The sequence below is a fragment of the Methylobacterium sp. GXS13 genome, from assembly GCF_001455965.1.
Classification (GTDB): Bacteria; Pseudomonadota; Alphaproteobacteria; order Rhizobiales; family Beijerinckiaceae; genus Methylobacterium.
Genome location: NZ_LKKO01000001.1, coordinates 619,407 through 645,827, shown reverse-complemented (window position 1 = coordinate 645,827; position 26,421 = coordinate 619,407). Strand labels below are relative to the sequence as shown.

28 protein-coding genes and 1 pseudogene are annotated in these 26,421 nt (G+C 69.3%); 12 read left to right on the top strand and 17 right to left on the bottom strand.

What is annotated here, in order from left to right; all coding sequences use genetic code 11:
* Positions 1 to 104: 104 nt before the first annotated feature.
* Both AO398_RS03160 and AO398_RS03155 read left to right on the top strand, forming a co-directional pair.
* On the top strand, positions 105 to 1,529 hold the full coding sequence (locus AO398_RS03160; protein WP_058190520.1) for an alpha/beta hydrolase: 1,425 nt from the start codon (positions 105 to 107) through the stop codon (positions 1,527 to 1,529).
* A complete protein-coding gene (locus AO398_RS03155; RefSeq protein WP_058190519.1) occupies positions 1,526 to 3,070 on the top strand; it encodes a GMC family oxidoreductase in 1,545 nt (514 codons plus the stop codon). The genes AO398_RS03160 and AO398_RS03155 overlap by 4 nt, the downstream gene beginning before the upstream one ends.
* A 2-nt stretch (positions 3,071 to 3,072) precedes the next feature.
* On the opposite strand, the gene AO398_RS03150 is transcribed toward AO398_RS03155, so the two are convergent.
* Together AO398_RS03150 and AO398_RS03145 are read right to left on the bottom strand one after the other, a co-directional pair.
* Positions 3,073 to 3,789, bottom strand: a complete 717-nt coding sequence (locus AO398_RS03150) for a GNAT family protein (protein WP_058190518.1) — start codon at positions 3,787 to 3,789, stop codon at positions 3,073 to 3,075.
* Positions 3,786 to 4,412: an FMN-binding negative transcriptional regulator gene (locus AO398_RS03145; RefSeq protein ID WP_058190517.1), complete on the bottom strand. Its 627-nt coding sequence runs from the start codon at positions 4,410 to 4,412 to the stop codon at positions 3,786 to 3,788. The genes AO398_RS03150 and AO398_RS03145 overlap by 4 nt, the downstream gene beginning before the upstream one ends.
* Positions 4,413 to 4,504: 92 nt before the next feature.
* On the opposite strand from AO398_RS03145, the gene AO398_RS03140 reads away from it, so the two are divergent.
* Positions 4,505 to 5,983, top strand: a complete 1,479-nt coding sequence (locus tag AO398_RS03140) for a PLP-dependent aminotransferase family protein (protein WP_058190516.1) — start codon at positions 4,505 to 4,507, stop codon at positions 5,981 to 5,983.
* 20 nt (positions 5,984 to 6,003) lie between these two features.
* On the opposite strand, the gene AO398_RS03135 is transcribed toward AO398_RS03140, so the two are convergent.
* The 11 genes from AO398_RS03135 to AO398_RS03085 all read right to left on the bottom strand — a co-directional run bounded on the left by AO398_RS03135 (position 6,004) and on the right by AO398_RS03085 (position 16,544).
* Positions 6,004 to 6,204 carry a hypothetical protein gene (locus AO398_RS03135; RefSeq protein ID WP_152997379.1) on the bottom strand — a complete coding sequence of 67 codons (201 nt, stop codon included), beginning with the start codon at positions 6,202 to 6,204 and terminating at the stop codon, positions 6,004 to 6,006.
* Positions 6,205 to 6,661: 457 nt separating this feature from the next.
* Positions 6,662 to 7,909 carry a hypothetical protein gene (locus AO398_RS03130; protein WP_058190514.1) on the bottom strand — a complete coding sequence of 416 codons (1,248 nt, stop codon included), beginning with the start codon at positions 7,907 to 7,909 and terminating at the stop codon, positions 6,662 to 6,664.
* 96 nt (positions 7,910 to 8,005) lie between these two features.
* Positions 8,006 to 9,031: an ABC transporter ATP-binding protein gene (locus AO398_RS03125; RefSeq protein WP_201025702.1), complete on the bottom strand. Its 1,026-nt coding sequence runs from the start codon at positions 9,029 to 9,031 to the stop codon at positions 8,006 to 8,008.
* Positions 9,032 to 9,039: 8 nt separating this feature from the next.
* Positions 9,040 to 10,095: an ABC transporter ATP-binding protein gene (locus AO398_RS03120; RefSeq protein ID WP_058190513.1), complete on the bottom strand. Its 1,056-nt coding sequence runs from the start codon at positions 10,093 to 10,095 to the stop codon at positions 9,040 to 9,042.
* Positions 10,092 to 11,021 carry an ABC transporter permease gene (locus AO398_RS03115; RefSeq protein WP_058190616.1) on the bottom strand — a complete coding sequence of 310 codons (930 nt, stop codon included), beginning with the start codon at positions 11,019 to 11,021 and terminating at the stop codon, positions 10,092 to 10,094. The genes AO398_RS03120 and AO398_RS03115 overlap by 4 nt, the downstream gene beginning before the upstream one ends.
* Before the next feature lie 14 nt (positions 11,022 to 11,035).
* The gene (locus AO398_RS03110; RefSeq protein ID WP_058190512.1) at positions 11,036 to 11,989 is read right to left on the bottom strand and encodes an ABC transporter permease; all 954 of its coding nucleotides are present in this window, start codon (positions 11,987 to 11,989) and stop codon (positions 11,036 to 11,038) included.
* 202 nt (positions 11,990 to 12,191) lie between these two features.
* On the bottom strand, positions 12,192 to 13,814 hold the full coding sequence (locus AO398_RS03105) for an ABC transporter substrate-binding protein (RefSeq protein WP_058190511.1): 1,623 nt from the start codon (positions 13,812 to 13,814) through the stop codon (positions 12,192 to 12,194).
* Positions 13,815 to 13,921: 107 nt separating this feature from the next.
* On the bottom strand, positions 13,922 to 14,305 hold the full coding sequence (gene hpxZ, locus AO398_RS03100) for an oxalurate catabolism protein HpxZ (RefSeq protein ID WP_058190510.1): 384 nt from the start codon (positions 14,303 to 14,305) through the stop codon (positions 13,922 to 13,924).
* A complete protein-coding gene (locus tag AO398_RS03095) occupies positions 14,305 to 15,702 on the bottom strand; it encodes an AtzE family amidohydrolase (RefSeq protein ID WP_058190509.1) in 1,398 nt (465 codons plus the stop codon). Before AO398_RS03095 ends, hpxZ begins: the two co-directional genes overlap by 1 nt.
* Positions 15,699 to 15,893, bottom strand: coding sequence for a DUF4089 domain-containing protein (locus AO398_RS03090; protein ID WP_058190508.1), 195 nt, complete (start codon positions 15,891 to 15,893; stop codon positions 15,699 to 15,701). The genes AO398_RS03095 and AO398_RS03090 overlap by 4 nt, the downstream gene beginning before the upstream one ends.
* A 171-nt stretch (positions 15,894 to 16,064) precedes the next feature.
* Positions 16,065 to 16,544: an ureidoglycolate lyase gene (locus AO398_RS03085; RefSeq protein ID WP_058190507.1), complete on the bottom strand. Its 480-nt coding sequence runs from the start codon at positions 16,542 to 16,544 to the stop codon at positions 16,065 to 16,067.
* Between the two features lie 509 nt (positions 16,545 to 17,053).
* Between AO398_RS03085 and AO398_RS03080 the strand changes: the two genes are divergently transcribed.
* The 3 genes from AO398_RS03080 (at position 17,054) to AO398_RS03070 (ending at position 18,504) form a co-directional block, all read left to right on the top strand.
* Entirely contained in the window at positions 17,054 to 17,428 is a 375-nt protein-coding gene (locus AO398_RS03080; RefSeq protein ID WP_058190506.1) for a DUF6481 family protein, read from the top strand.
* Between the two features lie 319 nt (positions 17,429 to 17,747).
* Positions 17,748 to 18,077, top strand: a complete 330-nt coding sequence (locus AO398_RS03075; protein ID WP_244498642.1) for a hypothetical protein — start codon at positions 17,748 to 17,750, stop codon at positions 18,075 to 18,077.
* A 142-nt stretch (positions 18,078 to 18,219) separates the two neighbouring features.
* Entirely contained in the window at positions 18,220 to 18,504 is a 285-nt protein-coding gene (locus AO398_RS03070; protein WP_058190505.1) for a hypothetical protein, read from the top strand.
* Between the two features lie 21 nt (positions 18,505 to 18,525).
* On the opposite strand, the gene AO398_RS03065 is transcribed toward AO398_RS03070, so the two are convergent.
* The 4 genes from AO398_RS03065 to AO398_RS03050 form a co-directional block, all read right to left on the bottom strand.
* Positions 18,526 to 18,732: a hypothetical protein gene (locus AO398_RS03065; protein ID WP_058190504.1), complete on the bottom strand. Its 207-nt coding sequence runs from the start codon at positions 18,730 to 18,732 to the stop codon at positions 18,526 to 18,528.
* A 190-nt stretch (positions 18,733 to 18,922) separates the two neighbouring features.
* Positions 18,923 to 19,588: an HAD family hydrolase gene (locus tag AO398_RS03060; RefSeq protein ID WP_058190503.1), complete on the bottom strand. Its 666-nt coding sequence runs from the start codon at positions 19,586 to 19,588 to the stop codon at positions 18,923 to 18,925.
* A 167-nt stretch (positions 19,589 to 19,755) separates the two neighbouring features.
* Entirely contained in the window at positions 19,756 to 20,184 is a 429-nt protein-coding gene (locus AO398_RS03055) for a DUF2934 domain-containing protein (protein WP_058190502.1), read from the bottom strand.
* 99 nt (positions 20,185 to 20,283) lie between these two features.
* Positions 20,284 to 20,745 (bottom strand): atp-dependent helicase, encoded by a 462-nt coding sequence (locus AO398_RS03050; protein WP_244498641.1) that lies wholly within the window; start codon positions 20,743 to 20,745, stop codon positions 20,284 to 20,286.
* Positions 20,746 to 20,920: 175 nt separating this feature from the next.
* Between AO398_RS03050 and AO398_RS03045 the strand changes: the two genes are divergently transcribed.
* The 6 genes and pseudogenes from AO398_RS03045 to AO398_RS03020 all read left to right on the top strand — a co-directional run bounded on the left by AO398_RS03045 (position 20,921) and on the right by AO398_RS03020 (position 26,275).
* The gene (locus AO398_RS03045; RefSeq protein WP_058190500.1) at positions 20,921 to 21,487 is read left to right on the top strand and encodes a NifU family protein; all 567 of its coding nucleotides are present in this window, start codon (positions 20,921 to 20,923) and stop codon (positions 21,485 to 21,487) included.
* A 133-nt stretch (positions 21,488 to 21,620) separates the two neighbouring features.
* Positions 21,621 to 22,033: pseudogene (locus AO398_RS28935) on the top strand (methyl-accepting chemotaxis protein); the annotation flags it as partial.
* A 172-nt stretch (positions 22,034 to 22,205) separates the two neighbouring features.
* On the top strand, positions 22,206 to 22,880 hold the full coding sequence (gene tsaB, locus AO398_RS03035; RefSeq protein ID WP_058190614.1) for a tRNA (adenosine(37)-N6)-threonylcarbamoyltransferase complex dimerization subunit type 1 TsaB: 675 nt from the start codon (positions 22,206 to 22,208) through the stop codon (positions 22,878 to 22,880).
* Positions 22,877 to 23,392 carry a GNAT family N-acetyltransferase gene (locus tag AO398_RS03030; RefSeq protein WP_058190498.1) on the top strand — a complete coding sequence of 172 codons (516 nt, stop codon included), beginning with the start codon at positions 22,877 to 22,879 and terminating at the stop codon, positions 23,390 to 23,392. Before tsaB ends, AO398_RS03030 begins: the two co-directional genes overlap by 4 nt.
* A gap of 4 nt (positions 23,393 to 23,396) precedes the next feature.
* Positions 23,397 to 24,266 carry a 1-acyl-sn-glycerol-3-phosphate acyltransferase gene (locus AO398_RS03025; protein WP_058190497.1) on the top strand — a complete coding sequence of 290 codons (870 nt, stop codon included), beginning with the start codon at positions 23,397 to 23,399 and terminating at the stop codon, positions 24,264 to 24,266.
* 275 nt (positions 24,267 to 24,541) lie between these two features.
* Positions 24,542 to 26,275: an L-lactate permease gene (locus AO398_RS03020; protein ID WP_058190496.1), complete on the top strand. Its 1,734-nt coding sequence runs from the start codon at positions 24,542 to 24,544 to the stop codon at positions 26,273 to 26,275.
* The last annotated feature ends 146 nt before the right edge of the window (positions 26,276 to 26,421 follow it).

Here is a 26,421-nt window from a genome sequence, read left to right as displayed (position 1 = left end):
CTGTTTGATCCCATGCCGGTGGGCACCGCGCCACCCCGACGCCAGCAGGGCCGTGCGGCGTCGCGTACGCTTGAAGCATTCCAAGTCCGCGCGATGTCCGGGCCATGCTTGCGCCCGACCTTCTCTTCAGCCTCCATTTTCTCGGCGGTAGCGCCCGAACCTGGGAGCCGTTCTCCAAAGCCCTCGGCGAAACGCCGGTCTGCGTGCCCATCGATTTGCCGGGCTTCGGCAACGCAGCCGGTGTGACGGGTTTCTCGATCGACGCGATGGCCGATCACGTGGCGGCTGCGATCCGAGCGCGGGCGCCGGCACGCTTCGCCATTGCCGGCCACAGCATGGGCGCCAAGGTCGCGCTGGCGCTTGCCCGCCGTTCCGAGGACGGCGAGCCCGGCTTGGAAGGGCTCACCGACTTGATCCTGATCTCCGGCTCGCCGCCCAGTCCGGAGCCAATCCCCGAGGATCGCCGCGGCAAGATGATCGCCTGGATCGACGCGGATCCGGACACGCGCCTGCGTGAGGCCAAAGCCTTTGTGCGTGCGAATGTCGGCGATGCACTCGATCCCGAGACGGAAGCCCGTGCGGTTGCCGACGTGCTGCAGGCTGCACCGGCTGCCTGGAAGGCTTGGCTGGAAGCAGGTTCGCACCAAGATTTGTGCCGCCGGATCGGGATCCTGCAGACTCCGGCCCTGATCCTGGCCGGGTCCGAGGATGCCGATCTCGGCGTCGATGCGCAGACGGCCCTGATGGCGCCGCATCTCGCCCATCATCGGATCGTCACGATCGACGGCGTCGGCCATCTCCTGCCGTTGGAGCGTCCCGAGGCCTTGGCCGCATCGCTGCGCGATCACGTTCGCGACCGTCCACGGGGAGACACGTCGCGGGCTGCTGCGATATCGCCGAGCTATGCCGCGTTGATCGCATCGGAGCGGGTCAACAGCCGCCTTCGGGCGGCCCTGGACGAGCGCGCAGAGCCCGACGATCCGGCCTACCGCCCGGAAGCCCTCGATCCCGTGGAGTTCGCGATCCTCCGTACCGCCTGTTCCCGCGTCCTGCCGGCGCCCGGCGTGGACATCGCCGCACGGCTCGACAAGCGCCTGGCATCCGGCGCCGGTGACGGCTGGCGCTTCGTGGCTCTGCCGCCGGACCCGGAAGCGTATCGGGCTGCTTTGCGCACCCTCGACGCGGGAGCCCGTGCCGCTTACGGCCGGCCCTTCGTTGTCCTCGATGGGCGGGATCAGGATGCCCTGCTGACCCTCGCCCAACGCGGAGACTTGTCTGTGCCCGAAACGCTCGGTGGTCGCCTCGATGGCGACCGGATGCGGTTCTGGTTCGAGGATCTGCGGGCCGATGCCGTGCGTCTCTGGCTCGCCCATCCGGCAGCTCTGGCCCGGGTCGGTTTTTCCGGAATCGGCGCCGGTGGTGATCGGCCGGGTCCGATCGCGGATGGTTTGCCGGGCTTTCATCAGGTTGGACTCGACGCGCCGGAACCCTGGGAACCGCGCCCGACGCACGGGGAGACGGTACGATGAATCTCGACGGGATGCGGACCTATCGGACGGACGAGGCCGTCGACGCGGTCATCGTCGGTACAGGGGCGGGCGGCGCGCCGCTCCTCGCCCGGCTCGCCGCGGCCGGCCTGAAAGTGGTGGCCCTTGAGGCGGGGCCGAACTTCACCCCTGAACGCTTCGCCTTCGACGAGACGCTGGCGGACGAGATCTATTGGACCGAGGAGCGCCTGAGCGGCGGCTCCACCCCGGAGGCGTTCGGCGCGAACAACAGTGGCACGGGAGTCGGTGGCTCGACCCTCCACTGGGGCGCCTTCGTGCCCCGCGCCGATGCCCGCGACCTGCGCCTCCACACCGAGACCGGCGAAGGTGTCGACTGGCCCCTGAGCTACGAGGAGTTGGCCCCCTTCTACGAGCGGGTCGAGCGCTTCATCGGCGTGTCGGGACCGCAATCGTATCCCTGGGATCCCGGCCGTCGCTACCCCCTGCCGCCGGTGCCACGCAATGGCCCGGCGCAGATCATGGCCGGTGCCTGCGATGCTTTGGGCATCCGCTGGGCCGACGCCCCGGCGGCCGTGGTCTCACGAGACTTCGAAGCCGAGGATGGATCGCGGCGCAACGCCTGCATCAATTGCGGCTATTGCCACCAGGGCTGCCGCAACGGCGCCAAGACCAGCATGGACGTCACCTATCTGCCCCTGGCCGTCACGCACGGGGCGGAGATCCGGCCCGGGGCCTTCGTCCACGGGCTGGAGCGGGGCACCGATGGCCGGGTCACCGCCGTCGTCTATACCCAGGACGGGCATGAGCGGCGCCAGCGCTGTGGGGCGGTGTTCCTCTGTGCCGGTGCCGTCGAGACGCCCCGGCTGCTGCTGCATCTGGGGCTGGCCAATTCCAGCGATCAGGTCGGTCGCAACTACATGGGCCATGTCGCCACGCAGGTTTGGGGCACCTTTGCCAACGAGGTGCGCATGAACCGCGGCTATCCCTCGTCGCTGATCACCGAGGACTTCATCCGAGCCGGCGCCGACTTCGCCGGCGGCTACCTGATTCAGAGCCTCGGCGTGGTCCCGCTGACCTTCGGCAACGCGGTGGCGCGCGGACGCGGCCTGTGGGGCCAGAAGCTGCTCGATTATCTCGACGGCTACAACCACCTCGCCGGTATCGGCATCAACGGCGAGACGCTGCCCTGCGACGCGAACGTGCTGACCCTGTCCGACGAGACCGACGCGCGCGGAATGCGGAAGGCGCAGATCAGCTTCGGCTACAGTACCAACGAGGAGCGCCTCAACGCCCACGCCACCAAGGTCATGCGCGACCTGTGGCAGGCGGCCGGCGCCGAGGATATCTGGGTGCTGGAACGGGTCGCCCATACGATCGGCACCTGCCGGATGGGGCGCGACGGATCGAGCGCCGTGGTCGATCCGGTCGGCCGCAGCTTCGATATCGACAATCTCTGGATCTGCGACGGCTCGACCTTCCCGAGCTCGCTCGCCGCCAATCCGGCCCTGACCATCATGGCGCTGAGCTTGCGCACCGCGGAGGCCTTCTTGGCCGGCCGCTGACGTCAGCCGACCGCGGCGCGCAGATCCGCGAGCCCACGGATCTGCCGCCCCTCCGCATCGAAATTCGTCGGGTCGAGCCAGGCCGCGAAGCCCGCTCTGGCCCGCGGCCAGTCCGCGTCGGTGATCGAGAACCATGCCGTGTCGCGGGAGCGGCCCTTCACGACGACGGCGTTCCGGAAGACGCCCTCGAAGGTGAAGCCCAGGCGGAGCGCCGCCGCCCGGGACGGCGCGTTGAGGCTGTCGCATTTCCACTCGTAGCGGCGGTAGCCGAGCTCATCGAAGGCGCGGGCCATCATCAGCGCCATCGCCTCGGTCGATGCAGGCGAGCGCTGAAGCTTCGGGCCGAAATGCAGATGGCCGACCTCGATGACGCCGTTGCCCGGGTCGATCCGGAGGTAGGAGGCGACCCCCAGGGGCGAGCCGCTTCGCCGGTCGAGGATCGTATAGAAGAGCGGATCCTCGCTCTCCGCCCGGGCTTCAAGCCGGTTGCGGAACGCGGCCTCGCTCTCGGGCATCTCGTCGGGCAGATAGGTCCAGCTGCGCCGATCGACCGCCGCGCTGTAGGTGGCGAACAGGCCGGCCGCGTGGGCCACAGCATCGAGCGGTACGATCCGGCAGGTGCGGCCCTCCAGGGGCGTCCGTGGCGGTCGGGGGCGCGGAGTCCAGTCCGGCAGGGCCGGTCCGATCGGCTGGCCGAACTCGTTGACGCGTACGCTCACGATCCGCTCCGGTCGGCGACCATCGCGGCGAGGATCGTCTCACCCTCCGTCCGCATCCCGGCGATGACGCCGGCGCGGTCGGCCTCGGGCCTGTTCTGGCTCATCTTCCACTTCCCCTCGATTCTGGTGATCGGGATCTCGATGCCGACGATGGCCCGGAGTTGCGCCGCTACGAATGGCGCGGGCGCGTCGTCCACCGCCCAGGGGGCGGCGCGCGGGGCCTCGCGCAGATTGGTGAGGTCGGCGATCTGGCGGCGCAGCCAACCCGTATCCTCGATCACCCGCGGCCGGCCCCAGACGTGGACCGTGGCGTAGTTCCAGGTCGGCACCACCCGACCGTGCTCGCGCTTGCTCGCGTACCAGGCGGGGGTGACATAGCCCTGCGGCCCCTGGAACACGACGAGGCATTCGGCGGCTTCGGCCAGCGCCTGCCATTGCGGGTTGGCGCGGGCGAGATGGGCACGCAGGGTGCCCTGCGAGCCGGCCTCGTCCAGCAGGAACGGCACCGGGTTGGCCATCAGGCCCTCCGGGCCGCCGGTCACCAGCAGGCCGAGCGGATAGGCACGGATCAGCCCATGCTGCGCAGTGCGCGTGTCATCCCGGAAGTGCGGCGGTTGATACATCGAACCCGTCCTTGAGGCGCCCTCCTGCTTGACCGTAGGGCGGACCAGGCGAAAGGTCCGATTTTCGAATTCCGTCTGGACCAGTTTTCATCATGGCCCGGGGCCCGCTGCCGCTGCCTGTCAGCCTCGATCCGACTGCGCCTACGCCGCTGCACGCCCAGCTGCGCGAAGGGCTGCGTGTTGCGATCCTCGACCGACGCCTTCCACGCGGGTCCCGGCTGCCGTCCTCCCGGGTGATGGCGGCCGATCTCGGCTGTGCCCGGGGAACGGTCGTCCTCGCCCTGGAGCAGCTCATCGCCGAGGGCTACCTCACGGCTCGGTCCGGTTCTGCGACCCGTGTCGCCGCAATGCTTCCAGACGACACCCTCCCCCAGATTCAGGTGGCGCAACCGACCGGCACGGCGCTTCCCAGCCTGTCGCATCGGGGGGGCCGCTTCGTAGCGGCTCCGGGCCGACGGTTCATGGCCGGGCCTGGCGTGCCGGACGCCTTCGCACTCGGGCGCCCGGCGCTCGACGCCTTCCCGTACGACGTCTGGGCACGCCTGCTTCAGGCCGAGTGGCGGCACGGACCAGCCGAACGGCCTGATCCACGCGGCTCGCCGGCGCTTCGGTCCGCTATTGCCGCCTATCTGGCTCAGGTCCGGGGCGTCGCCTGCGAGGCTGAGGACGTGATCGTCACGGCGGGTATCCGTCAGAGCCTGCGCCTGCTGGCCGAATTGCTGCTCGATCCCGGCGAAATCGCGCTCGTCGAGGAGCCGGGTTTTCCCGGGATCGCCCAGGCGCTGGCGAGCGCGGGCCTGCGCCCGGTCCCGATCCCGGTCGGCCCTGGGGGCCTCGCGGTGGCCGAGGCTGGGCCGTTGCTGCAGGGGGCGCGGCTCGCCGTCGTCACGCCGGCCCACCACTACCCGCTGGGCCATGCCATGAGCCTCGAGAATCGGCTGGACCTCCTGGCCTGGGCGGAAACCGCCTCGGGCTGGATCGTCGAGGACGATTACGACGGCGCCTATCGGTATGCCGGGCGTCCGCTGGCGCCGCTGCGGACGCTCGATCGCGGCGGGCGGGTCATCTATGTCGGCAGCTTCTCCAAGCTCCTGCTGCCCGCGCTCGGCCTCAGCTACCTCGTCCTGCCCCGGAGCCTCGTGGCGCCGGTGAACCAGGCGCTCGCCGAGATCGGCTCGTCCCCGCCGGGAATCGGCCAGTGGGCGCTGGCCCGGTTCATCGAGGATGGGCATCTGGCGGGCCATCTGCGCCGGACCCGCCGCCTCTATGCCCTGCGCCAGAAGGCTCTGGTCGAGGCGGCCCGCCGCCACGCGGCCGACGTGGTGAGGATCGCTCCGATGGATGGCGGGATGCACCTGATCGCTCGACCCGGTTCGGCCTGGCCGGACACGCTCGGCGATGCCGAGGCGGTCGCGCAGCTTGGTCGGACGGGCATCTCGGCCGTTGCGCTCTCGGCCTACCACGTCGGGGCTCCGGAGCCGGGGTTGTTGCTCGGTTATGCGGCGGTACAGGAGCGGGCGATCGAACCGGCGGTGCGGCGGATGGCCGAAATCCTGCGGGCGGCCGCGTAACGGGTGCCGCGCGCGCCCTGTCATTCCCCCCGGGGCGTCAGCGTGACGGTGATAGGCCCGCGTCCGGCACGCAGTTCCAGGCTCTTGAGGGTCTTGGGGCGCACGGTCGCGCCGCTCGACGGGCTGACCCGCTGCACCCGCTCACCGTCGAGGCGCAGGCTGAACGCGCCGTCTGCGGTGAGCCGCAGAAGCGAGACGGTGCGGAAGGATCTCAGTGCCACCGCGGTCCATTCCGGCCCGACCGCGATCCGCGTCGGAGCCGGCACGACGTCGCGACGCGTCAGCGCGAGAGCCGCAAGGCCGATTATGGCCACAAGCGCGAGAGCGGCCTGACGGAGGCGGACCAGCCGTCCGCGCCGCCGGGCGGGCGGGCGCTTCGTCCAGATCGGCCTCGGGGGCGCCGGATCCGGCTCGGCCGGCGGCAGCGGCGGCGTCTCCTTGGGTGCGGCTTCCGCTGGCGGCGTAGGCTCCGAGGGTATGTCGACCGGTGGATGAGGCGGAGGAGGAGGAGGCGGTGTCGGCAGCGCTGGTGGAGGCGGGGCCGGCGGTTCGACTTTCAGCCGCGCCTGCTCGCTGCCGCAGAACGGGCAGAACCGCACTGGCACATAGTGGCCACCGTTGCAGGCGGTGCAGCGGAAGGGCGCGCGGGGCATGACAGGCGGCACGGCGGAACGTGGCTCAGGGCACGAGCGCGCCCGTTTCCATGAATCGGGCCAGGCGCTCCACCAGCGGCGCGACCATCACCCGGTCGAGTTGCTTGAGCAACCCATGGCGGGCATGCGCCACATTCGCCTCGGCCTGCGCCTGCGCCCGGCGACGCCGGGCAGCGCGATCGCGCTTGCAATCGGCCCAGGCCGCCTCGATCGACCGGAACACGAGCGGCAAGCGCGCGATCGGGTCGGCGATCCGGTCGTACTGATGGTCGATCTGGCCGCCGAAGGTGTGGAAGCCCAGTTCCGACAGGAGCGCCACGGCGCGGGGGGCGCCTATCGTCACGAAGGGTAGCCCCATGGCCGCGGCCTTGAGCGACTTTTCCGTGATGCGCTCGACGCCCAGTTCGAAAAAGTCAGTCTCGGAAATGATGGTCAGGTCGGACGCCGCATAGGCCTGGGTATCGACCGTCAGGACCATGTCGCCGCCCGGCGCCGGTGTATCGATGCGCCGCGCCTGCCTTGGGATCCAGGTGCCGACATCCGCCAGCAGCGGCCCGAAGGCGGTCTCGATCTCCGGCGGCGCGTGGAACACGTCGATGCCGCCCGCCTTCGGGTTGTCCGCGCCGATGCCGTGGAACGAGATCAGGCCGTCGCGGTCCAGGCCGTTGAGCTGGAACCAGCGGTAGAGCAGCACCCGGTGCCAACGCAGGGCCGCGTTCTGGCAGAGGAATCGGGCCGGGCCTGTGTCTTGAGCGAGCGGCGCGTAGCCCGTCCGGTCGAGGAAGTGTTCGGGAAAGAGCCGCGGGCCGGCTTCCTCGTCGAGCCAGAGGGCGACCTGGAGCGGGAAGAACTCGAAGATCCAGAATCGCAGGCCCTCACCGTAGAGCCGCTCGTAATCCAGCCGCAGCAGCCGGTTCTGGGTGACCAGGGTGACCCGGTCCCGCGGGATCCCCAGGCCTTCGAGGTTGCGGTGGAGCGCCTCGAAAGTCGGGGCATGGAGGCCGGGCCCCTCGTTCGACAGGTCGAGGAGCAGGGCCGCCCGCCCGGAGCGCAGGTTCTCGACGTCCCCGGGCTCCAGCAGGTCGAGCCGTCCGTTCGCCTCCGGAAAGCCGAGCCGGACGAAGTCGAGAACCGGCAGGCAGAGGATGTGGTTGGCTGCTCCCGGATGGGCCGTGACGGTGACCGGCTTTCCCATCCAGCCCAGCGCCGCCGGCAGGAAATGGCCGTCCTCCCCGCGGGGAACCAGGACGATCTCAGCGGAGGTTTGGCTCATTGCGGTGCTCGGGCGGCCGGTCGCACGGTGGTCCGCCTGAAAGCCGCGCGAAGCCGGATAAAGGCTTCGCGCGGATGCGTCGATCCCCGATACCGGTCAGGCCGGAACCAGCTCCGCCGCGCGCACCGGGGTCGGTCCGGCCCGGTAGGCGGCCGCGGCCTCGTCGGTCCGCCAGCAGGCGACCTTGTGGCCGGGGGCGATCTCGGCCACCGGCGGCATCTCCCGGCGGCACTGCTCCTCGGCCAGGAAGCAGCGCGGCGCGAACGGGCAGCCGGGCGGCCGGTTGGCGAGATCGGGCGGGCTGCCCGGGATGGTCTGGAGCCGCGAGCCCTTCGCCAAGGCCCCTTCCGCCCGGCTGCGCAGCAGGCCGATCGTGTAGGGGTGGTGCGGGTCGAGCACGACCTGATGCGCGGTGCCGGTCTCGACGATCTTGCCCGCGTACATCACGGCGATCCGGTCGGCGACCTCGACCGCCGCGCCGAGATCGTGAGTCACGATGATGATCGACAGGCCGAGGTCGCGCTGCAACTCGCGCAGCAGCAGCAAAACCTGAATCTGAACGGTCGCATCAAGGGCGGTGGTCGGCTCGTCGGCCAGCAGCACCTGCGGCCGGCAGGCGAGCGCGAGCGCGATCATCGCGCGCTGGCGCATGCCGCCCGACATCTCGTGCGGGTAGTTGTCGAGCCGCCGCTCCGGGCTCGGGATCCGCACCCGCTCGAACAGGGCGAGCGCGCGCTTTCGGGCATCGTCCTTCGAGATCTTCTCGTGACGGTGGATCGCCTCGGTGATCTGCTGGCCGACCGTGTAGACCGGGTCGAAGGCCAGCAGCGGCTCCTGGAAGATCATCGAGACGTCGCCGCCGCGGAAATCGGCGAGCTGGCGCTTGCTCAGCGCCTGGACGTCCCGGCCGGCCGCCAGGATCGTGCCCTCGATCCGGCTGCGCCCCTCGTGGAACAGCCGCAGGATCGCCCGCAGGGTCACGCTCTTGCCAGAGCCGGACTCGCCGATGAGCGCCATCGCCTGCCCGCGCTCCACGGTGAGGTCGACGCCGTCGACGACCTGCACCTTGCCGAAGGCGACGCGCAGGTTTCCGAGGGTGACGGCGGGTTCCGGGTTCGACATCGGGGCGCTCATGCCGCGAGCGCCCGGGCCGGGGCGGCGGAATGGCCGGAGCCCGGCTGGCGAGCGAGGCATGAGACCCGGTGCAGCGGCCCGACCGTGTCGAGGGGCGGCTCCTTCTCGCTGCAGATCGGTTCGGCAAGGGTGCAGCGGGGATGGAACCGGCAGCCGGAGGGCGGGTCGATCGGGTTCGGCGGGTCGCCCTGCAGCAACGCGGCCTGGGTGCGGTTGTCGGGATCAAGGGATGGCATCGAGGCCAGCAACGCCTCGGTATAGGGATGGGCCGGCGCGTCGAGCACCGTGTCGGACGGGCCGATCTCGGAGACCCGCCCGAGATACATAACCATCACCCGGTCGGAGATGAACCGGACGACGTTCAGGTCGTGGCTGATGAAGATGTAGGTCAGGCCGAACTCGGCCTTGAGGTCGAGGAGCAGGTTCAGCACCTGCGCCTCCACCGATTTGTCCAGCGCCGAGACCGCCTCGTCCAGCAGCACCAGCCGCGGTTCCAGGGCGAGCGAGCGGGCGATGTTGACCCGCTGGCGCTGGCCGCCGGAGATCTCGTGCGGATACCGGCCGGCGAAGCGCTTGGGCTCCAGTCCGACCCGGGCGAGCAGGGCGCGGGCGCGCTCCACCGCCTCCCGGCCGGACACGCCGTTGACCTTCGGGCCGAAGGCGATCGACTGCTCGACCGTCATGCGCGGGTTGAGGGACGCGTAGCTGTCCTGGAACACCATCTGGACCTGCCGGCGGTAGGACCGCCACGGCATCACCCGCTCACCCACGGCTTGCCCATCGTACAGCAGGGAGCCGGAATCGCGCTCGATCAGGCCCATGAGCAGCTTTGCGGTGGTGGACTTGCCGCAGCCGGATTCGCCGACGATGCCCAGGGTCTCGCCCTTCAGCACGTCGAAATCGACGCCGTCGACGGCCCGCACCACCTGCTTCTTCCCCCCGGCCTTGCGGACCGGGAAATGCTTGTAGAGCCCTGATACCGACAGGAGCGGCTGGGCCGGTCCGCCGCGGTCGCGGGCGAACGGATCCGGGGCGCTCGGGATGACGCTCACTGGCGAATCTCCATCGCGGCGCGCAGGCCGTCCGAGAACAGGTTGAAGGCGATCGAGACGATGAAGATGCACACGCCCGGCAAGGCCGCGACCACCGGGTTGGCGTAGATCGCGGTGCGGAGGGTGTTGAGCATCAGGCCCCATTCCGGCTCCGGCGGGCGAACGCCCAGACCCAGGAAGGACAGGCCCGAAGCGAGGATCATCGAGACCGAGATCAGGCTGGTGGCGTAGACGAAGATCGGCCCGACGACATTGCCGAGCACCTGCACCCGCATGATCGTCAGCGGCGAGGCGCCGGACAGCTTGGCGGCGTCGATGTAGTCGCGCTTGCGGATGCCGGTCGTGACGCTCTCTGCGACCCGGGCGATCTGGGGTACGAACACGCAGGTCAGCGACACGATCGAGTTGAAGATGCCGGCGCCGAGCGCGCCCGACAGGGCGATCGCCAGCAGGACCGACGGGAACGCGAAGAACACGTCGATGGTGCGCATCAGGATCGTGTTGAGCCAGCCGCCGACATAGCCGGCCAGGATGCCGATGGCGGAGCCGATCACGAAGGCGATCAGCACCGGGGTGACCCCGATGAACAGCGACAGCCGCGCCCCCAGCATCAGCCGGCTGATCATGTCGCGCCCGAGCTCGTCCGAGCCGAGCCAGTAGGTGGCGTCGCCGACATGCTTGAGGCGGCGCAGCATCGACCCCTTGTACGGGTCCATCGGGGTGATCCAGGGCGCCAGGATCGCGATCAGGACGACGAGAAGGATCAGGGCCCCTGCGCCCATGGCGACGGGATCGCGCACCAAGCGGTGGCCGACATGCCCCCAGAAGCCGCGGGACGGGACGAAGGCGGCCTCCGGGGCGGTGTCTCCGGCGGAGAGCACGCCGCCGTCGAGGGCCATCGAGGCTGCGGTGATCGGTGCGGTCATCATCGGCCTCCGGGTCAGGCGCGTTCGATGCGCGGGTCGAGGGCGGTCTGCATCACGTCCACCAGCAGGTTCAGAACGACGAAGAACATCGCCAGGACCAGGATCGAGCCCTGGAGCAGGGGCAGGTCGCGCTGGAAGATCGCGGCGTTGAGGAGGAAGCCGGTGCCCGGCCAGGCGAACACGGTCTCCACCAGGATCGAGCCGCCGAGCAGGTAGCCGAGCTGCAGGCCCATGATCGCGAGCGCGGTCGGGGCGGCGTTGCGCACGACGTGCTTGAACACGCCGAACTCATCCATGCCCTTGGCGCGCAGGGCTTCCACGAAGTCCTGGGCCAGGATGTCGGCCACCAGGGCGCGCACCGTGCGGGCGATGATGCCGGTGGGGATCACCGACATCGTCACCGCCGGCAGGATCAGGTAGCGCAGATGGTCGAAATCAGGCCGCCAATTGCCCGAGCCGTCGGGCCCGGCGCCGGTGGGTGGCAGCCAGCCCAGCGTCGCCGAGAACACGATCACCAGCACCATGCCGAGCCAGTAATGCGGCACGCTCACGCCGAAGACCGAGAGCGCGGACGCAGCCCGGTCGGCCACGGAGTTGCGGTGGTAGCCGGCGACGAAGCCGAACAGCGTCCCGAAGGTGAAGCCGATCACGGTCGCCACCGAGGCCAGGATCAGCGAGTTGATGTCGGCGCGGGTGACCTCGCCCAGCACCGGCCGGCCGGTGGCGATGGAGGTGCCGAGATCGCCGTGCAGCACGTGCCACAGCCAGATCAGGTACTGGACCGGCAACGGCTTATCGAAGCCGTAGGCGGCCTTCATCTCGTTGATGGTCTCCTGCGTCGCGTCCGCCGGCAGCACCGCGCTCAGGGCATCACCCGGCGCGAGATGAACCAGCAGGAAGCAGACCAGACTGACGCCGAACGCCACGGGCGTCACGTAGACCAGGCGTTTGAGGATGTAGATCAGCATCGGGTGCCTTGCCGTGGCCTAAAGAATCCCCCTCCCCCCTCTGCGGGGGAGGGTGGCCCCTGCGTCAGCAGGGGTCGGGAGAGGGGAGCGACGCGTCCGGAGAAGGCGTGCCGGGCGACGATACCCGCATCGTCGCGCTGCCCCTCTCCCCCCTGCTTCGGAGGTACCCTCCCCCCGCAGAGGGGGGAGGGAGTCGGTGGTGCTACCGCCCCGACGGCGCGATGGTGATCTTCGAAAAATCCTGGAACCAGTTCTGGGCCTGGACGAAGCCCTTCACCTTCGGGCTCATCGCGCGCGGGTTCACGTCGTGCGTGATCATGATGAACAGCGCATCGTCCACGTACTTCTCGTGGACCTTCTCTAGGACCTGCGTCTGCTCGGCCTTGTCGAACGTCGTCCGAACCTGGTCGAACAGCTTGTCCATCGCCGGGTCGCTGTAATAGCCCCAGTTGGTGCCGTTCGGCGGGGCGAAGTTGCTCTGGAGGTGGCGGATGAAACCGGTGAACGGGTCCTGGATGAAGTACGAGTAGTTGATCGCCGAGACGCCGCGCGAGATGTCGGCCTTGGCGCCGGCCCGCCAGATGTTGATCAGCGTGTTCCACTCGACCACCTCGTAATCGACCTGGATGCCCACGTCGGCGAGGTTCTGCTGCACGAACTCGTTCATCGGCAGCGGCTGCATCTGGCCCGAGCCCGAGGCCGAGATCGCCACCTTCAGCTTCAGGGGCTTGGCCGGGCTATAGCCTGCCTCGGCCAGCAGCTTCTTGGCGGCGTCCGGGTCGTATTTCACATCGAAGGTCGGGTGACCAAACCATTGATGGCCCGGCGGCATGAAGCCCTTTGCGGGGATGGCCAGACCGCCGAGCAACTCCTTCAGGCCGTCGCGGTCGATGGCGAGATTGGCGGCCTTGCGGACCCGGATGTCGTTCCACGGCGAGCCCTCGACCCGGGACAAATGCCAGGTCCAGTTATGCGGGTAGGCGTTGGTCACGATGGTGAAGCCGGCGCCCTTCAGCGAGGCCACGGCGTCGGGCGCGGGAGCCTCGATCCAGTCGACCTGGCCGGAGCGGAGCGCGGCGACCCGGGCATTGGCCTCGGGCAGCGGCACCAGGACGAGCTTGTCGAGCTTGGGCACCCGGTCCTTGTCCCAGTACTCCTTGAACGGCACCATCTCGGCGCGCTCGCGCGGTGCGAACAAGGTCAGCTTCCACGGGCCGGTGCCGGAGGGCTGCTTGGCGAAGGCGTCCCAGGACTTGCCGACCTTCTCCCACTGCGCCGGGGAGGACATCATGATCCAGGCGATCTGGTAGGGCAGCGTCGCGTCGGGGGCCTTGGTGACGATCTCGACCGTCAGCGGGTCGATCACCTTGTAGGAGGCGACCGCCGGGATGCGGGTCTTTCCTTGCGCCGACTGGCGCGGATCGTATTGCGGCGCATCGGACTTCAACAGCTTGTCGAGGTTCCACACTACGGCATCTGCGGTGAAATCGGAGCCGTCGTGGAATTTCACCCCCGGCCGCAGCTTGAAGGTCCACTTGGTCTTGTCCGTGGCATCGACCGCCCAGCTGGTGGCGAGGCCGGGCACAAGGTCGGAGGCCAGCTCGGCGCTCGACAGATCCCAATTGATCAGGCCGTCATAGACCGTATAGCCGAGAAACCGCATGCCCTCGCCGCCATTGTCGGTCTGGCCGGTGGTCAGCGGGATGTCGGACGCGGTCATGCCGATCCGCAGTGTCCCCTGCGCGAGGACGGCGGTGCTTGCGGTAAGCGTGAGGGCGCCGGCCAGCGCCGCACGGGCACCAAAGATTTTCAAACGAGACAGCATGTCGGATCGGGTACTCGCGTTGGTCCGGGAGGGCGGGCCCGGAATACGCTCGACCGTATGCAAGCTCGCGGCCAACCGGCACCGGTCCATGCACGGGCCGGCCATCGCTAGACCGTCGCGATGACGCTCACATGGGCGGCGACCACCCGCCACCCCTCCGGAAAGCGCACCCAGGTCTGGCTCTGGCGACCGGTCCTGCCGGGGGCGTTGTCCCGGGTGAACAGGGTCATGGCGGTGGCGAAGTCACGCCCGTACGTGGTGATCACCGTCCGGGCGAGCACCCGCTCCAGGCGCACCGTCGAGCGGGCGCGCCGGAAGGCCCGGATCGCGTCCATGCCGTAGAGGTTCTCGCCGATGCCGTACCGGATGGTCCGGGGGTCGTCCCGGAACAGGGCCTCCAGGGTGGGGACGTCATTGGTGGTGAGCGCGACCTCGTAGGCCCGGAACGCGGCCTCGACCTCGGCCTTCACGGCGGGATCGTCGATAACCATCAGGCGATCTCCGCCACGGGGGCCGTGCAGATCCCGTCCCGCTCGAGCTGGCGGGCGACCCGCAGGGCCAGATCCTCGCGCCAGGGCGCGGCGATCACCTGAACGCCGAGCGGCAACCCGGCATCGAGTCGGACCGGAACGGCCACGACCGGCAGGCCGATGAACGAGATCGGCTGCGTGAACAGGCCGATATTGGCCCGCACCGGCAGCGTCACCCCGTCGAGAACGAAATGGGTCTGGCCACCCTTCGGCGCCCGGCAAGGCGTCGCCGGGGCCAGGATCACGTCGACGCTGTCGAACACCGTCAGCACCGCGTCCCGGTACCAGCGGCGGAAGCGCTGGGCCCGCTCGACGAAGGGGGCCGGGATCATTGCCCCGGCGATCAACCGATCCCGCACCGCTGGGTCGAAATCTCGCGGCCGGGTTCGCAGCCGGTCGAGATGGAGCGTGGCGCCCTCGGCCGCGGTGATCAGGTAGGCTGCCGCCCGGGCGCGGTGAGCTTCCGGAAGTTCGACTTCGCGGCTCGCCCCCAGCGCCTCGGCGACGCGGGCGCAGGCCGCGAACGCCTCCGGATCGCCGCCGCGCGCGAAATAGCCGCCCGCCACCGCGATGCGCAGGCCGCCGATCCCGGATTCGAGGCTTGGACTGGCGGGCTCGGGCACCCGGCTGGTGAGGACGGCATCTTCTAGGTCCGGGCCCTGCAGGGCGTCGTAGGCCAGGGCGAGGTCGGCGACGCTGCGCGCCATCGGCCCGAGATGGTCGAGGCTGCCGACGAACGGAAAACTTCCGGCCCGGCTGATCCGTCCGTAGGTCGGCTTCATCCCGAAGCAGCCGCAGAAGGCGGCCGGTACCCGGATCGAGCCATTGGTGTCGGAGCCGAGCGTCAGCGGCACCAGCCCGGCCGCCACCGCCGCGCCGGAGCCCCCGGAGGAGCCGCCGGTCATGTGGTCGAGGGCGTGGGGATTGTGGGCGTCGCCGTCGTGGACGTTCTCGCCGGTGAAGTCGTAGGCGTACTCGCCCATGTTGAGCGCGCCGACCAGGATCGCACCGGCCTCTTCCAGGCGCCGCACCACGGTGCCGTCGCGTGCGGCAGGCGGGCAATCCCGATTGATTTTCGAGCCGGCCCGGGTCGGCAGACCGGCGACGTCGATCAGATTCTTGACCGCGAAGGGAACGCCGGCGAGGGGGCCGATGGCCTCGCCCCGGGCGATGGCGGCATCGAGTGTCTCGGCCCGCATGCGCGCGCGCTCGGTCAGGACATTCGTGAAGGCGCCGACCCGCCCATCGATTCGGGCGATCCGGTCGAGGGCGGACGCGACGACCTCTCGGCCACTTGCCCGGCCCTGGGAGATGGCAGCTGCGATCGTCGTCGCATCGGACACAGGAGGGATGCTCATGCCTCGAACCTCGGCGCCGCCTCGACCGCGTCAGGGAGTGGGAAACCCGCCACCAGTTCGGCTGCGGCCGCCAGAACGCCCAGGTTCGCGGTGATCGCTGCCATCCAGGTCGGATCGAGGTCGAGGCCCAGAAGCGGCGCGGTGACGGTCGCGTAGGCATGCGGGTCGAAGGGAGGGGGCGTCTCAGGCATCGCGTTCCTCGCGCCGGCATGCCGAAGGGCCGGCTTGCTTACCGGGTAGCAGGCATCGTGCCGCCTCATCCTCTCGCCCCGGCGCGATACGAGTTCCGGCTTGCTCATTCGTTGAGCAAATTTGGAGGCTAGTTGGGATGAGCCGAGGCCCCGCCGTGGATTGCCTAAATTCTAGGCATGAACAGGACGTGCGACGATGAGAGGCTCGATCGGAGCAAAAACACAGTCGGACTCCGAACCGTCCTCGTGGACGAGCATGGCGAAAGTCCCGGGCGCGCGCAGGGTCATCATGTGCGCGTGCCAGGCGCCCGCGCGGTAGTTGATACCGGCATGGCCCGGGACGCGGAACGCCTGGATACGGGGTTCGTCCGGCCGACCGTCGCGGTCCGGCGCCACCACCACCACGTAAGCCTCGACCGAGAGCGGCAGGAAGGCCTGGTTGGAATGCGGGTGCCGTTCCAGGCGGCGCAGGGGCATCAGGCCGTCCATCACCTCGCTTCGGATCAAAGCGAGGTTGGCACTCGCCGCCGGCCGCGTGTTCTGCAGCGTCACCGCCCGGTCCTGGCGCGGCGGTGTCGTCGGCGTGAGCAGGAGATCACCGTAGGGTGCGAAAGCGTCCACGGTGAACTCGGCGATCGTGATCGTGCGCATCAACACTCTATCCCTCATCGATATAGCCTGCCGGCATCCCGGCGCGGGATTAAGCGGCATCGATGCCACGCGACTGGTCTTGCCGTCCGGAAGGCCGCGACCTACGATTCGCGCATTCCTTCGAGCCTGCGGCTCGGCCCACCCGGCGATCGGCCAAACGCGTTTCGAGATTGCCGCGTCCCATCGTCGGTTTGAGGTATTTCGGCATCGTCGCGTCAAACTTTTCCCGAGTCGCGGTGGATAGTCGCTTTGGCGGCCGCCTCAGCACGCGGAACCGATTGCGTGTTGGGGCAGGCTGGGTCTAAGGGCTCTCCCGTTTTTATCAGACATGGTCCGACCCGAACGCTTTTGCGTGACCCGAGCGCTCGGGTCGGACCATCGGCATTGCCGATGGATCGGTGCGGTTCCAGGGCCCGGGGACGGTCCTGAAACCCGTATTCTCCAGTACGTGGCCGGCGTCGCCGGTCGTCCCCGCAACGCGCGTGACGTACCCAACCGAGAAAGGTCAAATGAGCGCATTCGACTACCGGAATTTCGACGACCGCCGTCAGCATTCGCAGAACGCCAAGGCCGCTCTGCTGGCCAAATTCAAGGCCCGGCCGCCGGCCGACGATCCCGAGGTGATCGCCAAGGCCAAGGCCCGGGCCGAGATCGCCCAGGCTCGTGAGGAGCGTGCCCGCGAGCGCGAGGCCGCCCGCATCGCCGCCGAGCGGAAGGCCGCCGAGGAGAAGCGACTGCGCGAGGAGGCCGAACTGGCTGCGCGCCTCGCCCGCGAAGCCGCCGAACTCGCTGCCGCGCAGGAGCGCAAGTCTGCCGAACTCGCATTGAAGAAGGCGCAGCGCGACGCCCGCTACGCCGCCCGCAAGGCCAAAGCCAAGCGCTGAGGCGCCGCGCCGGCCCCGGCGCGCATCCATCGAGCGCTCGAACGCCGTCCGCCCCCCAGGCGGGCGGCGTTGTTGTTGGGAGCCCTCGGCCGGTCCTCGACAAGCGAAGGGCTCTACAGCCGCCATCCATACGTCCGATCCGAGATCGACCCGGCGGCACCGCGTATGGTTTCTCAGGAGGGCCACCGCCCTTGCCATGGCCGCGTCCGACGGCGGATCTTGCCAAGACGGGCAACGTGCGCGACCCAGGGTATGCGGCCCCCTGCAACCCTCCACGACCGACGGGGGTTGAGAGCCGCCGTCTTGCACGATGCGCGGTGTGCTCGATTGTCTTCTCGTGAAGACGACGCGGATGGGCGAGGAAGCGATGCGGTCTCGAATCCTGTTGGCGGCGCTACCGTTCGTTCTGGTGAGTGAAGGTCATGCTTCGGCACAGGATCGCACCACCGTGACCGCCTGTGACACGCTGATCGCCACGCGCCGGATCGACGCCGCGACCGGGCCTGACCGCGCGGTACCGGAGGCCGGATGCCGGCAGATCCCGAAGGCCGATATCGGCACCGTGGAGCAGCGGGCGCTGATCGGCGGGGCACCCTACGAGTGCCTGACCGTGGCGGGGGCCGGCCACTGCCTCTGGGTCGTACCGTAAGAGGCTGACCGCCGATCGCCTTCGGCGCGCTTCCATGAATCGGGGGCTGACTTTCAGCCGAATCCAGCAGTCTGACGAAGCTTCACGGCAGGGCAATCCGCTCTATCTCGGCGGCTCGGTCCCACGAGGAATACGCTCCGGTATGTTGAGTATCCAGGCCTGGACGCGGGCGTCCGCATTCCTGTCGGTTGCCCTGATCACCGTCTTGCTCGGCCATGTGCCGGCCCGGGCCGAGCCGCCGATCCGCAGCCCGGAGGATGCTGCCTGCCGCGTCGAGGCCCGCGCGAAGGTGTTCTCGGCCCCCAATCCGAAGGGGCTGGAACTCGAGGATATCGGACGACAGATCTATTTCGCCTGTATGGCACGGACGACCCAGGCGACCGCGCAGCCGCCGACGCGCAAGCATCGCCGGCATCGGCGGCGCTGATGCGCCGCCGCTTGTCCTGAATCAGGAGTCGAGCGGGGCTCCGATCCGGGCGCGCAGCTGGTGACGGAGCGCCTCGTTGCCGCCCTCCGCATTCAAGGCAGCCATCAGCCGCAACAGATGGCTGAGCGGGGTCGACCGACATTCGATCGCCTCGGCGATCTGTTCCGGAAGGGGCTTGGCCGCCGGCACAAAGCGCGGTGTGAGGCTGGCCTGGTGAGTCTGGGGCATGCGCGGCGCTCGTGCTTTGAGACGTTCCAGATGGCGGGCGGGTGGCTACGCCTTCCCGCCGCACCGCGCCAGCCCCATTCGCGTTTTTACGTAGCCGGCATCGGGCTCCGTCACCGCGCTGCAACACAGCCCGCGGGAAACCGTGGAGGATTCAAGTTTGGTTGCGGAAAGAGCTTGCTTTTACGCTTCGTCAGCCGATGGCCAGCGGTGATCGCTCGAATCCGTCCAGCAGATCCTGCGGATTGCGGTAGATCGCGATGCAGCCCGCAGCCGATAGATCAGCCTCCGGAAAGCCACCGCAGAGGACGCCGATGGTGCGCAAACCAGCCTTCGAAGCTGCTTCGGCGTCATAAGGCGTGTCGCCGATCACGATCATCTCGTCCTTGCCGAGACCGTCGAGCTTCCGCACTGCGGCTTCGAAGATATCGGGATGCGGCTTGGACCGCTCCGCGTCGTCCGAGCTGGTGACGACGTCGACAAGATCGGCGATGCCCAGGATGTCCTGATAGCGCTCGACCTCGGGGCCCTTGCCCGAGGAGGCCAGTGCGATCGTCAGCCCGGCCTTGCGAATCCGCTCGAACAGGGGGCGCACCGCCGGGAACGACCGGACCTCGGGCAGGTACTTCGCCTTGAACAGGTCGGAGCGGAACGTCTCGATCTCCGTGCCCTCGCGCGCGATGCGCTCTTTCGGCAAGAACACCGGCATCAGCTCGTCGCCGCCCTTGCCGATCTGGCTGCGGACCTCGGCTTCGTCGGTCTCGACGCCGAAATGCGCGAAGGCTTCGACCCAGGCACGGGCATGCAGATCGACGCTGTCGAGCAGCGTCCCGTCGATGTCGAAGATCACGGCGCGCATTATCGGCCCCTGTTGTGGCGCACGGCGTACGCATCCGGCCGAACAACGATGGCCGGAGCGGCCTGTTCCGGCTTGCCGTAAGGAGTACAAACGGCAGGAGCCCGCCCCTCGGTGAAGGGGCGGGCTCCTGAAACGGCGGTGTGATGGCGCCGGGAGGCGCCTTCGCCTCAGTGCATCGACGCCGGGGCGCGGGCCGGCTTGGCCTTGGCGGCGAGGCCGGCGGTGACCGCCGCCTTCGAGGCCTTGGCGGTCTTCGCGGCGACCGGCTTGGCCAGCGCGACCTTGGGCGTCACGGTCTTGGGGGCAGCGGCCTTAACCGGGGCCTTGGGGGACGCGGTCTTGGCCGCGACAGTCTTCGTGGTGGCAGTCTTCGTGGTGGCAGTCTTGGCAGGCGCAGACTTCGACGCCGAAACCTTCGGGGCAGCTTTCACGGCGGCCGGCTTGGCCTCGACGGTCTGGCCGTCGGCCAGCACCACGCCGGCGCGCAGCTCGGCTTCGGCGCGCATCCAATGAGCGACGGCATGACCGTGAATCCGGCCTGCCTTCTCCCAGATGTAATAGGCGCATTCGCGCACGTGCTGCTCGCTGATCTGCATGCGTTCGATCTCCTGTCCGTCCTGGGATCGACGATGCGAGCGGAGGGTTAAAGCGCGGTTAACCCTGCCGGCCGTCGCGGACGCGGTCGGATCTCCGCCCTATCCGGGGATGCCCAGAACCCGCCGCGCCTCGGTCAGCAACACCGCGTGCCGGGCTGCACCGGGACCGCCGGTCGGCGCCTCGCGCCCGGCCTGGGCGATGATCTCCTGGAACCGGCGCCGGTCGAGGGCGCGGCTGCCGATGCTGTCGAGCACGGCACCGCGCACGGTCCGGACCGCCTCGGTGCGCTCGTCGGCCTCGGCGGCGGCGTCCGCGGAGGCGGCGTTGGTCCGCGCCTCGGCCAGTTCCACTTCCAGGGCGACCGCCCGGGCGCGGGTTGCCTCCAGCTCGGCCGTCAAGCGCTGCACGTCCTGCCAGGCCAGGTCATGCTGGTGCGTGCGCAGGGCGAGCAACACCTTGAGCGACGCCGCGTCCTCGCGCGCGGCCTCCAGCTTGGCCTGTGCCGCCCGCAGATCGTTCAGCAACTCCTTAGCGAGCATCCCATCCCCGGTTACATCCACCGCCGGCTCCGTCAGCTTCCCGTTTCGCTCGTCCTGAAGGGGCGTAGCGCGAATGTCCACCTTCCAGGCGCCCGGGCCCAGTTGAGAAAATCCACCCGCCGGTCCACATGGGAGAGAGCACCCTACGGTGCCTGTCCCGGCCGGCCTTGAACCGGCGCAGCGGAGTTCGCCGATCATGTTCATCCAGACCGAAGCCACGCCGAACCCGGCGACCCTCAAGTTCCTTCCCGGCCGCGTCGTCCTGCCCGAAGCCACCTTCGAGGCGCGGGATGCCGAGACGGCCAACCGCTCCCCCCTCGCCTCCGCGTTGTTCGCTGTCCCAGGTGTCGCCGGCGTCTATTTCGGCCACGATTTCGTCTCCGTCACCAAGGCGGAGGACGGCTCGGAATGGGCGCAGGTGAAGCCCGCCGTGCTCGGCGCGATCATGGAGCATTTCCAGTCCGGCGCCCCGGTGATGGCGGAAGGCGGCCTCGATGACCAGGACGGTGAGGACGAGTTCTACGACGAAGCCGATCACGACACCGTCGTGACCATTAAAGATCTGCTCGAGACCCGGGTCCGTCCTGCTGTGGCCGGCGATGGCGGTGACATCACCTTCCGCGGCTATAAGGAGGGTGTGGTCTATCTCGAGATGAAGGGCGCCTGCTCGGGCTGCCCCTCCTCCACCGCCACCCTGCGGCACGGCGTACAGAACCTTTTCCGGCACTTCCTGCCGGAGATCCGTGAGGTTCAGGCGGTCTAAGTGCTCGCGCTGTCCACTGGACACCGATCTGAAGGGCGCCGGCGGTCTCAAGACCGCCGGCGCTTTGTTTTCAAGAGACCCGCTCGACCCTGGGCCCTTCGACGCGGGTTTCGACTGCGACTAGATGCCTGAGGGACGCGGCTGCGCGGCGGTGGCGGCCGAGGTGATGGAACTGGCCGAGCAGACCGCCAGGGTCACCGACGAGATCGCCGCACGACCGGCCGGGTCCAGGGTTCGACCGGCCAGGCAGCCTCGGCGATCACCACGATCGACAGGTTGATCCGTCAGATCAACGGCGCGGCAACCGGCATCGCCGCTGCGGTCGACGAGCATGGCGCCGCCGCCCAGGAGATCGTCCGTAACGTGGCGCAGGCAGCGCACGGCACCGGCGAGGTGACGCACAACATCGTCCGGGTGGTGAAGGCCTCCGAGGCGACCGGTGCGGTGGCCCATCTCGTGCTGGCCTCGGCCTCCGAACTTTCCCGGGAATCCGAGCAGCTGAACGCGGAGGTCCGCGCGTTCCTCACGGTCGTCCGGGCGGCCTGAGGGCACTTAGGCCTGCCGACCGGCGCAAGCCGGCAACACTTCACCGACAACACGGTTTCCGCCGCAGCCCTGCGCTGACGGGGCGGCGGTTTTGTTCTAACGCTAGGGTCTTCATGTCCTTCGGGGCAGAATGGGAGCGGTCGCCGGTCCGGACCGGCATGCGGGAGTGGGCGTGCGTATCCTTGCCATCGACACAGCGCTGGACGTCTGCGCCGCCTGCGTCGCCGCAGACGATGCCGACGCGCCGCTCGCGGCCGAGTCGCTGCCCATGGTGCGGGGCCACGCCGAGGCGCTGCTGCCGCTGATCGAACGGGTGATCGCCCGGATCGAGGGCGGCTTCGAGGCGATCGACCGGATCGCCGTCACGGTCGGTCCCGGCAGCTATACCGGCCTTCGGGTCGGCCTCTCGGCAGCCCGCGCCATCGGGCTCGCCACCGGCAAGCCTGTGGTCGGTGTCGGCACCCTTTCGGCACTGCTGGCGCCCTTGCTGGCTGAGTCCGGCGAAAGCGTGATCGCCGCGGCGGTCGATGCCCGGCATGGTGCGGTCTACGTCCAGGCGCTCGGCCCGAGCGACGGTCTCGCCCCGGCCCATCTCCCGGTCGAAACCGCTGCGGAACGGCTGGGATCCGGGCCTGTTGTGCTGATCGGCTCGGGGGCCGCGCAGGAGGCCGCCGCCCTGGTCGCGCGCGGTGTGAGCGCCCGCGTCGCCGGCCTCGGTGCGCCTGAGATCACGGCCGTAGCATCGCTCGGTCTCGTGGCCGATCCGGCCCAGGCCCTGCCCCGGCCGCTCTACCTCCGCGGGCCCGATGCGCGGCCCCAGGACCATGCCAGGATCGCGCGGCAATGACGCGTCCCCTTCCGTTCTGGCCTCTCGACTGGTGGGCTGCCTGGTGGGATGCCCTCACGCCGGAGCCCTATGTCACGCCGCTTGCCGACGCCGCGCAGGCGCCGGCTCTGGCTCGGCTGCACGCCACCGCGTTCGCACGGCCCTGGGAGGCCCACGAATTCGAGCGCATGCTGTGCGAACGCTCGACACAGGCGCATGCCCTATGGCGGACCGGGACGCTCCAGGGCTTCGTCCTGTCGCGCCGTGCCGCCGACGAGGCCGAGATCCTGACCGTCGTGCTGTCCCCGGCGCTGCGCGGCGGCGGCCATAGCCGTCGGCTGCTGCGCGAGCACCTGTCGAGCCTGGCGCATTCCGGGATCGCCCGGGTCCATCTGGAGGTCGACGAGGGCAACGCCCCTGCGCTCAAGCTCTATGCCCGCAACGGCTTCCGAAAGGTCGGCGAGCGCACCGGCTACTATCTCAAGGCCGACGGTAGCCGGGCGACCGCGCTGACCATGAGCGCCGACCTGTAACGGCGTGAGCCGCTTCGGCGTCCTTTGGCGGGCCGCGGCCCTGGTCCTCGCCTTCCTGGTGCTGGCCCCGCCCCACTGGGTCGCCCTGCGGGTCTTCGGCCGCCGCTCGACCGTGGCGCCGATTCTGTTCCACCGCACCTTCCTCTGGCTGTTCTCCATCCGGGTGATGCAATCCGGCACGCCGCCGGACTTCGGAGAGGCGGCCCTGGTGCTGGCCAACCACGTATCGTGGCTCGACATCGTGGTGATCGGGTCGCTGCGCCCCCTGTCCTTCGTGGCGAAGTCGGAGATCGCCGGATGGCCGGTGATCAGCGCGTTGGCGGCCCTGCAGCGCACGATCTACATCGACCGGCAGCGCCGGGGTGCCACCGCCACGGTCAGCGCCGCGATGGGCCACCGCTTGGCCGGGGGCGAGCTGGTGGTGCTGTTCGCGGAAGGGACCACCGGTGACGGCAACCGGCTCCTGCCGTTCCGCTCCGCGCTGGTAGGCGCCGCGCGCGCCGCCCTGCAGGCCGAGGCTGGACAGGGGCGCGTCCGCCTTCAGCCGCTGGCGATCGCCTATCCCCGGCGCAATGGCCTGCCGGTGGTGCGCTCCGAGCGCTCCGAGATCGCGTGGTACGGCGACATGGAGTTGGCGCCGCACCTCTCCGCCTTCGTGAATGGTGGCCCGATCGACGTCCAAGTGGTCTGGGGCAAGCCGATCGTTTTCGAAGCGTCGACCGACCGGAAGGTCGCGACGGCCGCTGCCGAGGCCGAGGTGCGGGCCGCCCTGCAGGGCCTCGCCACCGGCCGCGGTGCGGCCCCGCCCGCCGCCGGCACCCGTTCGGCCTCGCCCGGGGTCGATTTGGGCGGTTCCGGGATCGCGACGGTGTGAGGTTTTGTGGATGGCCGGATGCGGCCAGCGCGCCACAGACGTCGCGTCATCGTAGGCGCAACGAAGCAACCGCGGGCAGCGCGCGGTCCCCGGACGAGGCGGTCCACTGGGTTGCTTGTCTGAGCGCGCGATGACAGCCTGGACGGATCGGTCCATCCAGGGGGATGTCCCGGTAAAACACCCCATGAATACATGATTCATGTCTGTTGAGCGGGCGCTGTCCCTCTGCTAGCTAGGCCGAAACCCGTGAAGTCGGGATCGTGGGAGGACGACCGTTGCAAACCTGGAACCAGGTCTATGATCCGTTCGGGAGCCCCTGGCTCTCGACCCTGGCCGCCTCCGTGCCGGTCATCGCCCTCCTCGCCATGATCGCGAGCGGTCGCGTCAAGGCGCACATCGCCGCCGTCATCGCCCTCGGCCTCGCCATGCTGGTGGCGATCGTCGGCTTCGGCATGCCGACCGAACTCGCCTCCCGGGCCGCGATCCTCGGAATGGTCACGGGCTTCTTCCCGATCGGCTGGATCATCCTCAACGTCATCTTCCTCTACCGGCTGACGGTCGAGAAAGGCTGGTTCGCCATCCTGCAGCAATCCGTGGCCGACATCACCGCCGATCGGCGGTTGCAGCTGCTCCTGGTCGCCTTCGCGTTCGGGGCCTTCTTCGAGGGCGCGGGCGGCTTCGGCACCCCGGTCGCCGTTACCGGCGCCATCCTGATCGGGCTGGGCTTCTCGCCGCTCGCCGCTTCGGGCCTGTCGCTGATCGCCAACACCGCTCCGGTGGCCTTCGGAGCGCTCGGAGCGCCGATCCAGGGGCTGGCCTCGGTGACCGGCTATCCGCCCGAGATCCTCGGTGCGATGATCGGCCGGCAGCTGCCGCTGTTCTCGCTGATCGTGCCGTTCTGGCTGATCTGGGTGTTCGCCGGCTTCCGCGGCATGATCCGGGTGTGGCCGCCGATCCTGATCTGCGGCGGATCCTTCGCGATCGCGCAGTTCCTGATCTCGAACTACGTCAACCCGTGGATCGTCGATATCGGCGCTTCGCTGGCCTCGATGCTCGCCCTCGTCCTCTTCCGCAAGGTCTGGCAGCCCCGGGAGATCTGGACCTCGCCGGCCCTGCGCGGCCACGATCCGTCCCTGGCGCTCGCCGCCCAGCGCCCCGTGGCGCTCGGCGCCGGCGTTCCCGGCACCCCCCCGGTCCATACCGGCGCACGCACCGCCTCGCAGGGCGAGATCCTGATGGCTTGGGTGCCGTGGATCGTCCTCTCGGTGATCGTGGCGATCTGGGGCACCGGCTGGTTCAAGGGTATCGTGAACCCGCTCTTCACCTGGCGATACGAGGTGCCGGGCCTGCATAACGTGATCCTGAAGGTGCCGCCGGTGGTGGCCAAGCCGGTCCCTGAGGGCGCGGTCTTCCTGTTCACCTACATGTCCTACACCGGCACCGGGGTGCTGATCGCCGCGATCATCTCCGGCATCATCATGCGCTTCTCGCCGGTGCGGCTGGTGACGGCCTATGTCGAGACCATCTGGGCCCTGCGCTACTCGCTGATCACCATCGCGGCGATGCTGGCGCTGGGCGTGCTCACCCGCTACGCGGGCGTCGACGCCACCCTCGGTCTCGCCTTCGCGGGCACCGGCATCCTGTACCCGTTCTTCGGGACGCTGCTCGGTTGGCTCGGCGTGGCCTTGACCGGGTCGGACACGGCCTCGAACGTCCTGTTCGGCGGCCTCCAGCGCATCACCGCCGAGCAGCTCGGGCTGTCCGGCGTGCTGATGGCGGCGGCGAACTCGTCGGGCGGCGTGATGGGCAAGATGGTCGACGCCCAGTCGATCGTCGTCGCCTCCACGGCCACCGGCTATTTCGGCCAGGAAGGCACGATCCTGCGGTTCGTGTTCTGGCACTCGATCGCCCTGGCCTGTTTGGTCGGCATGTTCGTGATGCTCCAGGCCTACGTGCCGTTCTTCCAGCAGATGGTCATCGACGTCCCGGCTGCGGCCGTAGCCCACTGACGACGGGGCGGCGTGCGCGCTCCGCCGCCTCCCTGCATCACCCGACGCCGGATCGCCCGAACCCCCGGGCGGTCCGGCGTTTGTCGTCGGGCGTCGCGACGGCCCGAACGATCCGTGCTACAGGCTCCCGCCCGCCGATCCGCGCA

Bases quoted from the DNA above. Each gene is read 5' to 3' on its own strand.
- AO398_RS03030 (WP_058190498.1), top strand. From the start codon at position 22,877: ATGACGCGTCCCCTTCCGTTCTGGCCTCTCGACTGGTGGGCTGCCTGG.
- AO398_RS03125 (WP_201025702.1), bottom strand. From the start codon at position 9,031: ATGTCGAACCCGGAACCCGCCGTCACCCTCGGAAACCTGCGCGTCGCC.
- AO398_RS03085 (WP_058190507.1), bottom strand. From the start codon at position 16,544: ATGCGCACGATCACGATCGCCGAGTTCACCGTGGACGCTTTCGCACCC.
- AO398_RS03055 (WP_058190502.1), bottom strand. From the start codon at position 20,184: ATGCAGATCAGCGAGCAGCACGTGCGCGAATGCGCCTATTACATCTGG.
- AO398_RS03095 (WP_058190509.1), bottom strand. From the start codon at position 15,702: ATGAGCATCCCTCCTGTGTCCGATGCGACGACGATCGCAGCTGCCATC.
- AO398_RS03045 (WP_058190500.1), top strand. From the start codon at position 20,921: ATGTTCATCCAGACCGAAGCCACGCCGAACCCGGCGACCCTCAAGTTC.
- AO398_RS03155 (WP_058190519.1), top strand. From the start codon at position 1,526: ATGAATCTCGACGGGATGCGGACCTATCGGACGGACGAGGCCGTCGAC.
- AO398_RS03105 (WP_058190511.1), bottom strand. From the start codon at position 13,814: ATGCTGTCTCGTTTGAAAATCTTTGGTGCCCGTGCGGCGCTGGCCGGC.
- AO398_RS03070 (WP_058190505.1), top strand. From the start codon at position 18,220: ATGTTGAGTATCCAGGCCTGGACGCGGGCGTCCGCATTCCTGTCGGTT.
- AO398_RS03145 (WP_058190517.1), bottom strand. From the start codon at position 4,412: ATGTATCAACCGCCGCACTTCCGGGATGACACGCGCACTGCGCAGCAT.
- AO398_RS03060 (WP_058190503.1), bottom strand. From the start codon at position 19,588: ATGCGCGCCGTGATCTTCGACATCGACGGGACGCTGCTCGACAGCGTC.
- AO398_RS03115 (WP_058190616.1), bottom strand. From the start codon at position 11,021: ATGACCGCACCGATCACCGCAGCCTCGATGGCCCTCGACGGCGGCGTG.
- AO398_RS03090 (WP_058190508.1), bottom strand. From the start codon at position 15,893: ATGCCTGAGACGCCCCCTCCCTTCGACCCGCATGCCTACGCGACCGTC.
- AO398_RS03110 (WP_058190512.1), bottom strand. From the start codon at position 11,989: ATGCTGATCTACATCCTCAAACGCCTGGTCTACGTGACGCCCGTGGCG.
- AO398_RS03130 (WP_058190514.1), bottom strand. From the start codon at position 7,909: ATGAGCCAAACCTCCGCTGAGATCGTCCTGGTTCCCCGCGGGGAGGAC.
- AO398_RS03140 (WP_058190516.1), top strand. From the start codon at position 4,505: ATGGCCCGGGGCCCGCTGCCGCTGCCTGTCAGCCTCGATCCGACTGCG.
- hpxZ (WP_058190510.1), bottom strand. From the start codon at position 14,305: ATGGTTATCGACGATCCCGCCGTGAAGGCCGAGGTCGAGGCCGCGTTC.
- AO398_RS03080 (WP_058190506.1), top strand. From the start codon at position 17,054: ATGAGCGCATTCGACTACCGGAATTTCGACGACCGCCGTCAGCATTCG.
- AO398_RS03065 (WP_058190504.1), bottom strand. From the start codon at position 18,732: ATGCCCCAGACTCACCAGGCCAGCCTCACACCGCGCTTTGTGCCGGCG.
- AO398_RS03160 (WP_058190520.1), top strand. From the start codon at position 105: ATGCTTGCGCCCGACCTTCTCTTCAGCCTCCATTTTCTCGGCGGTAGC.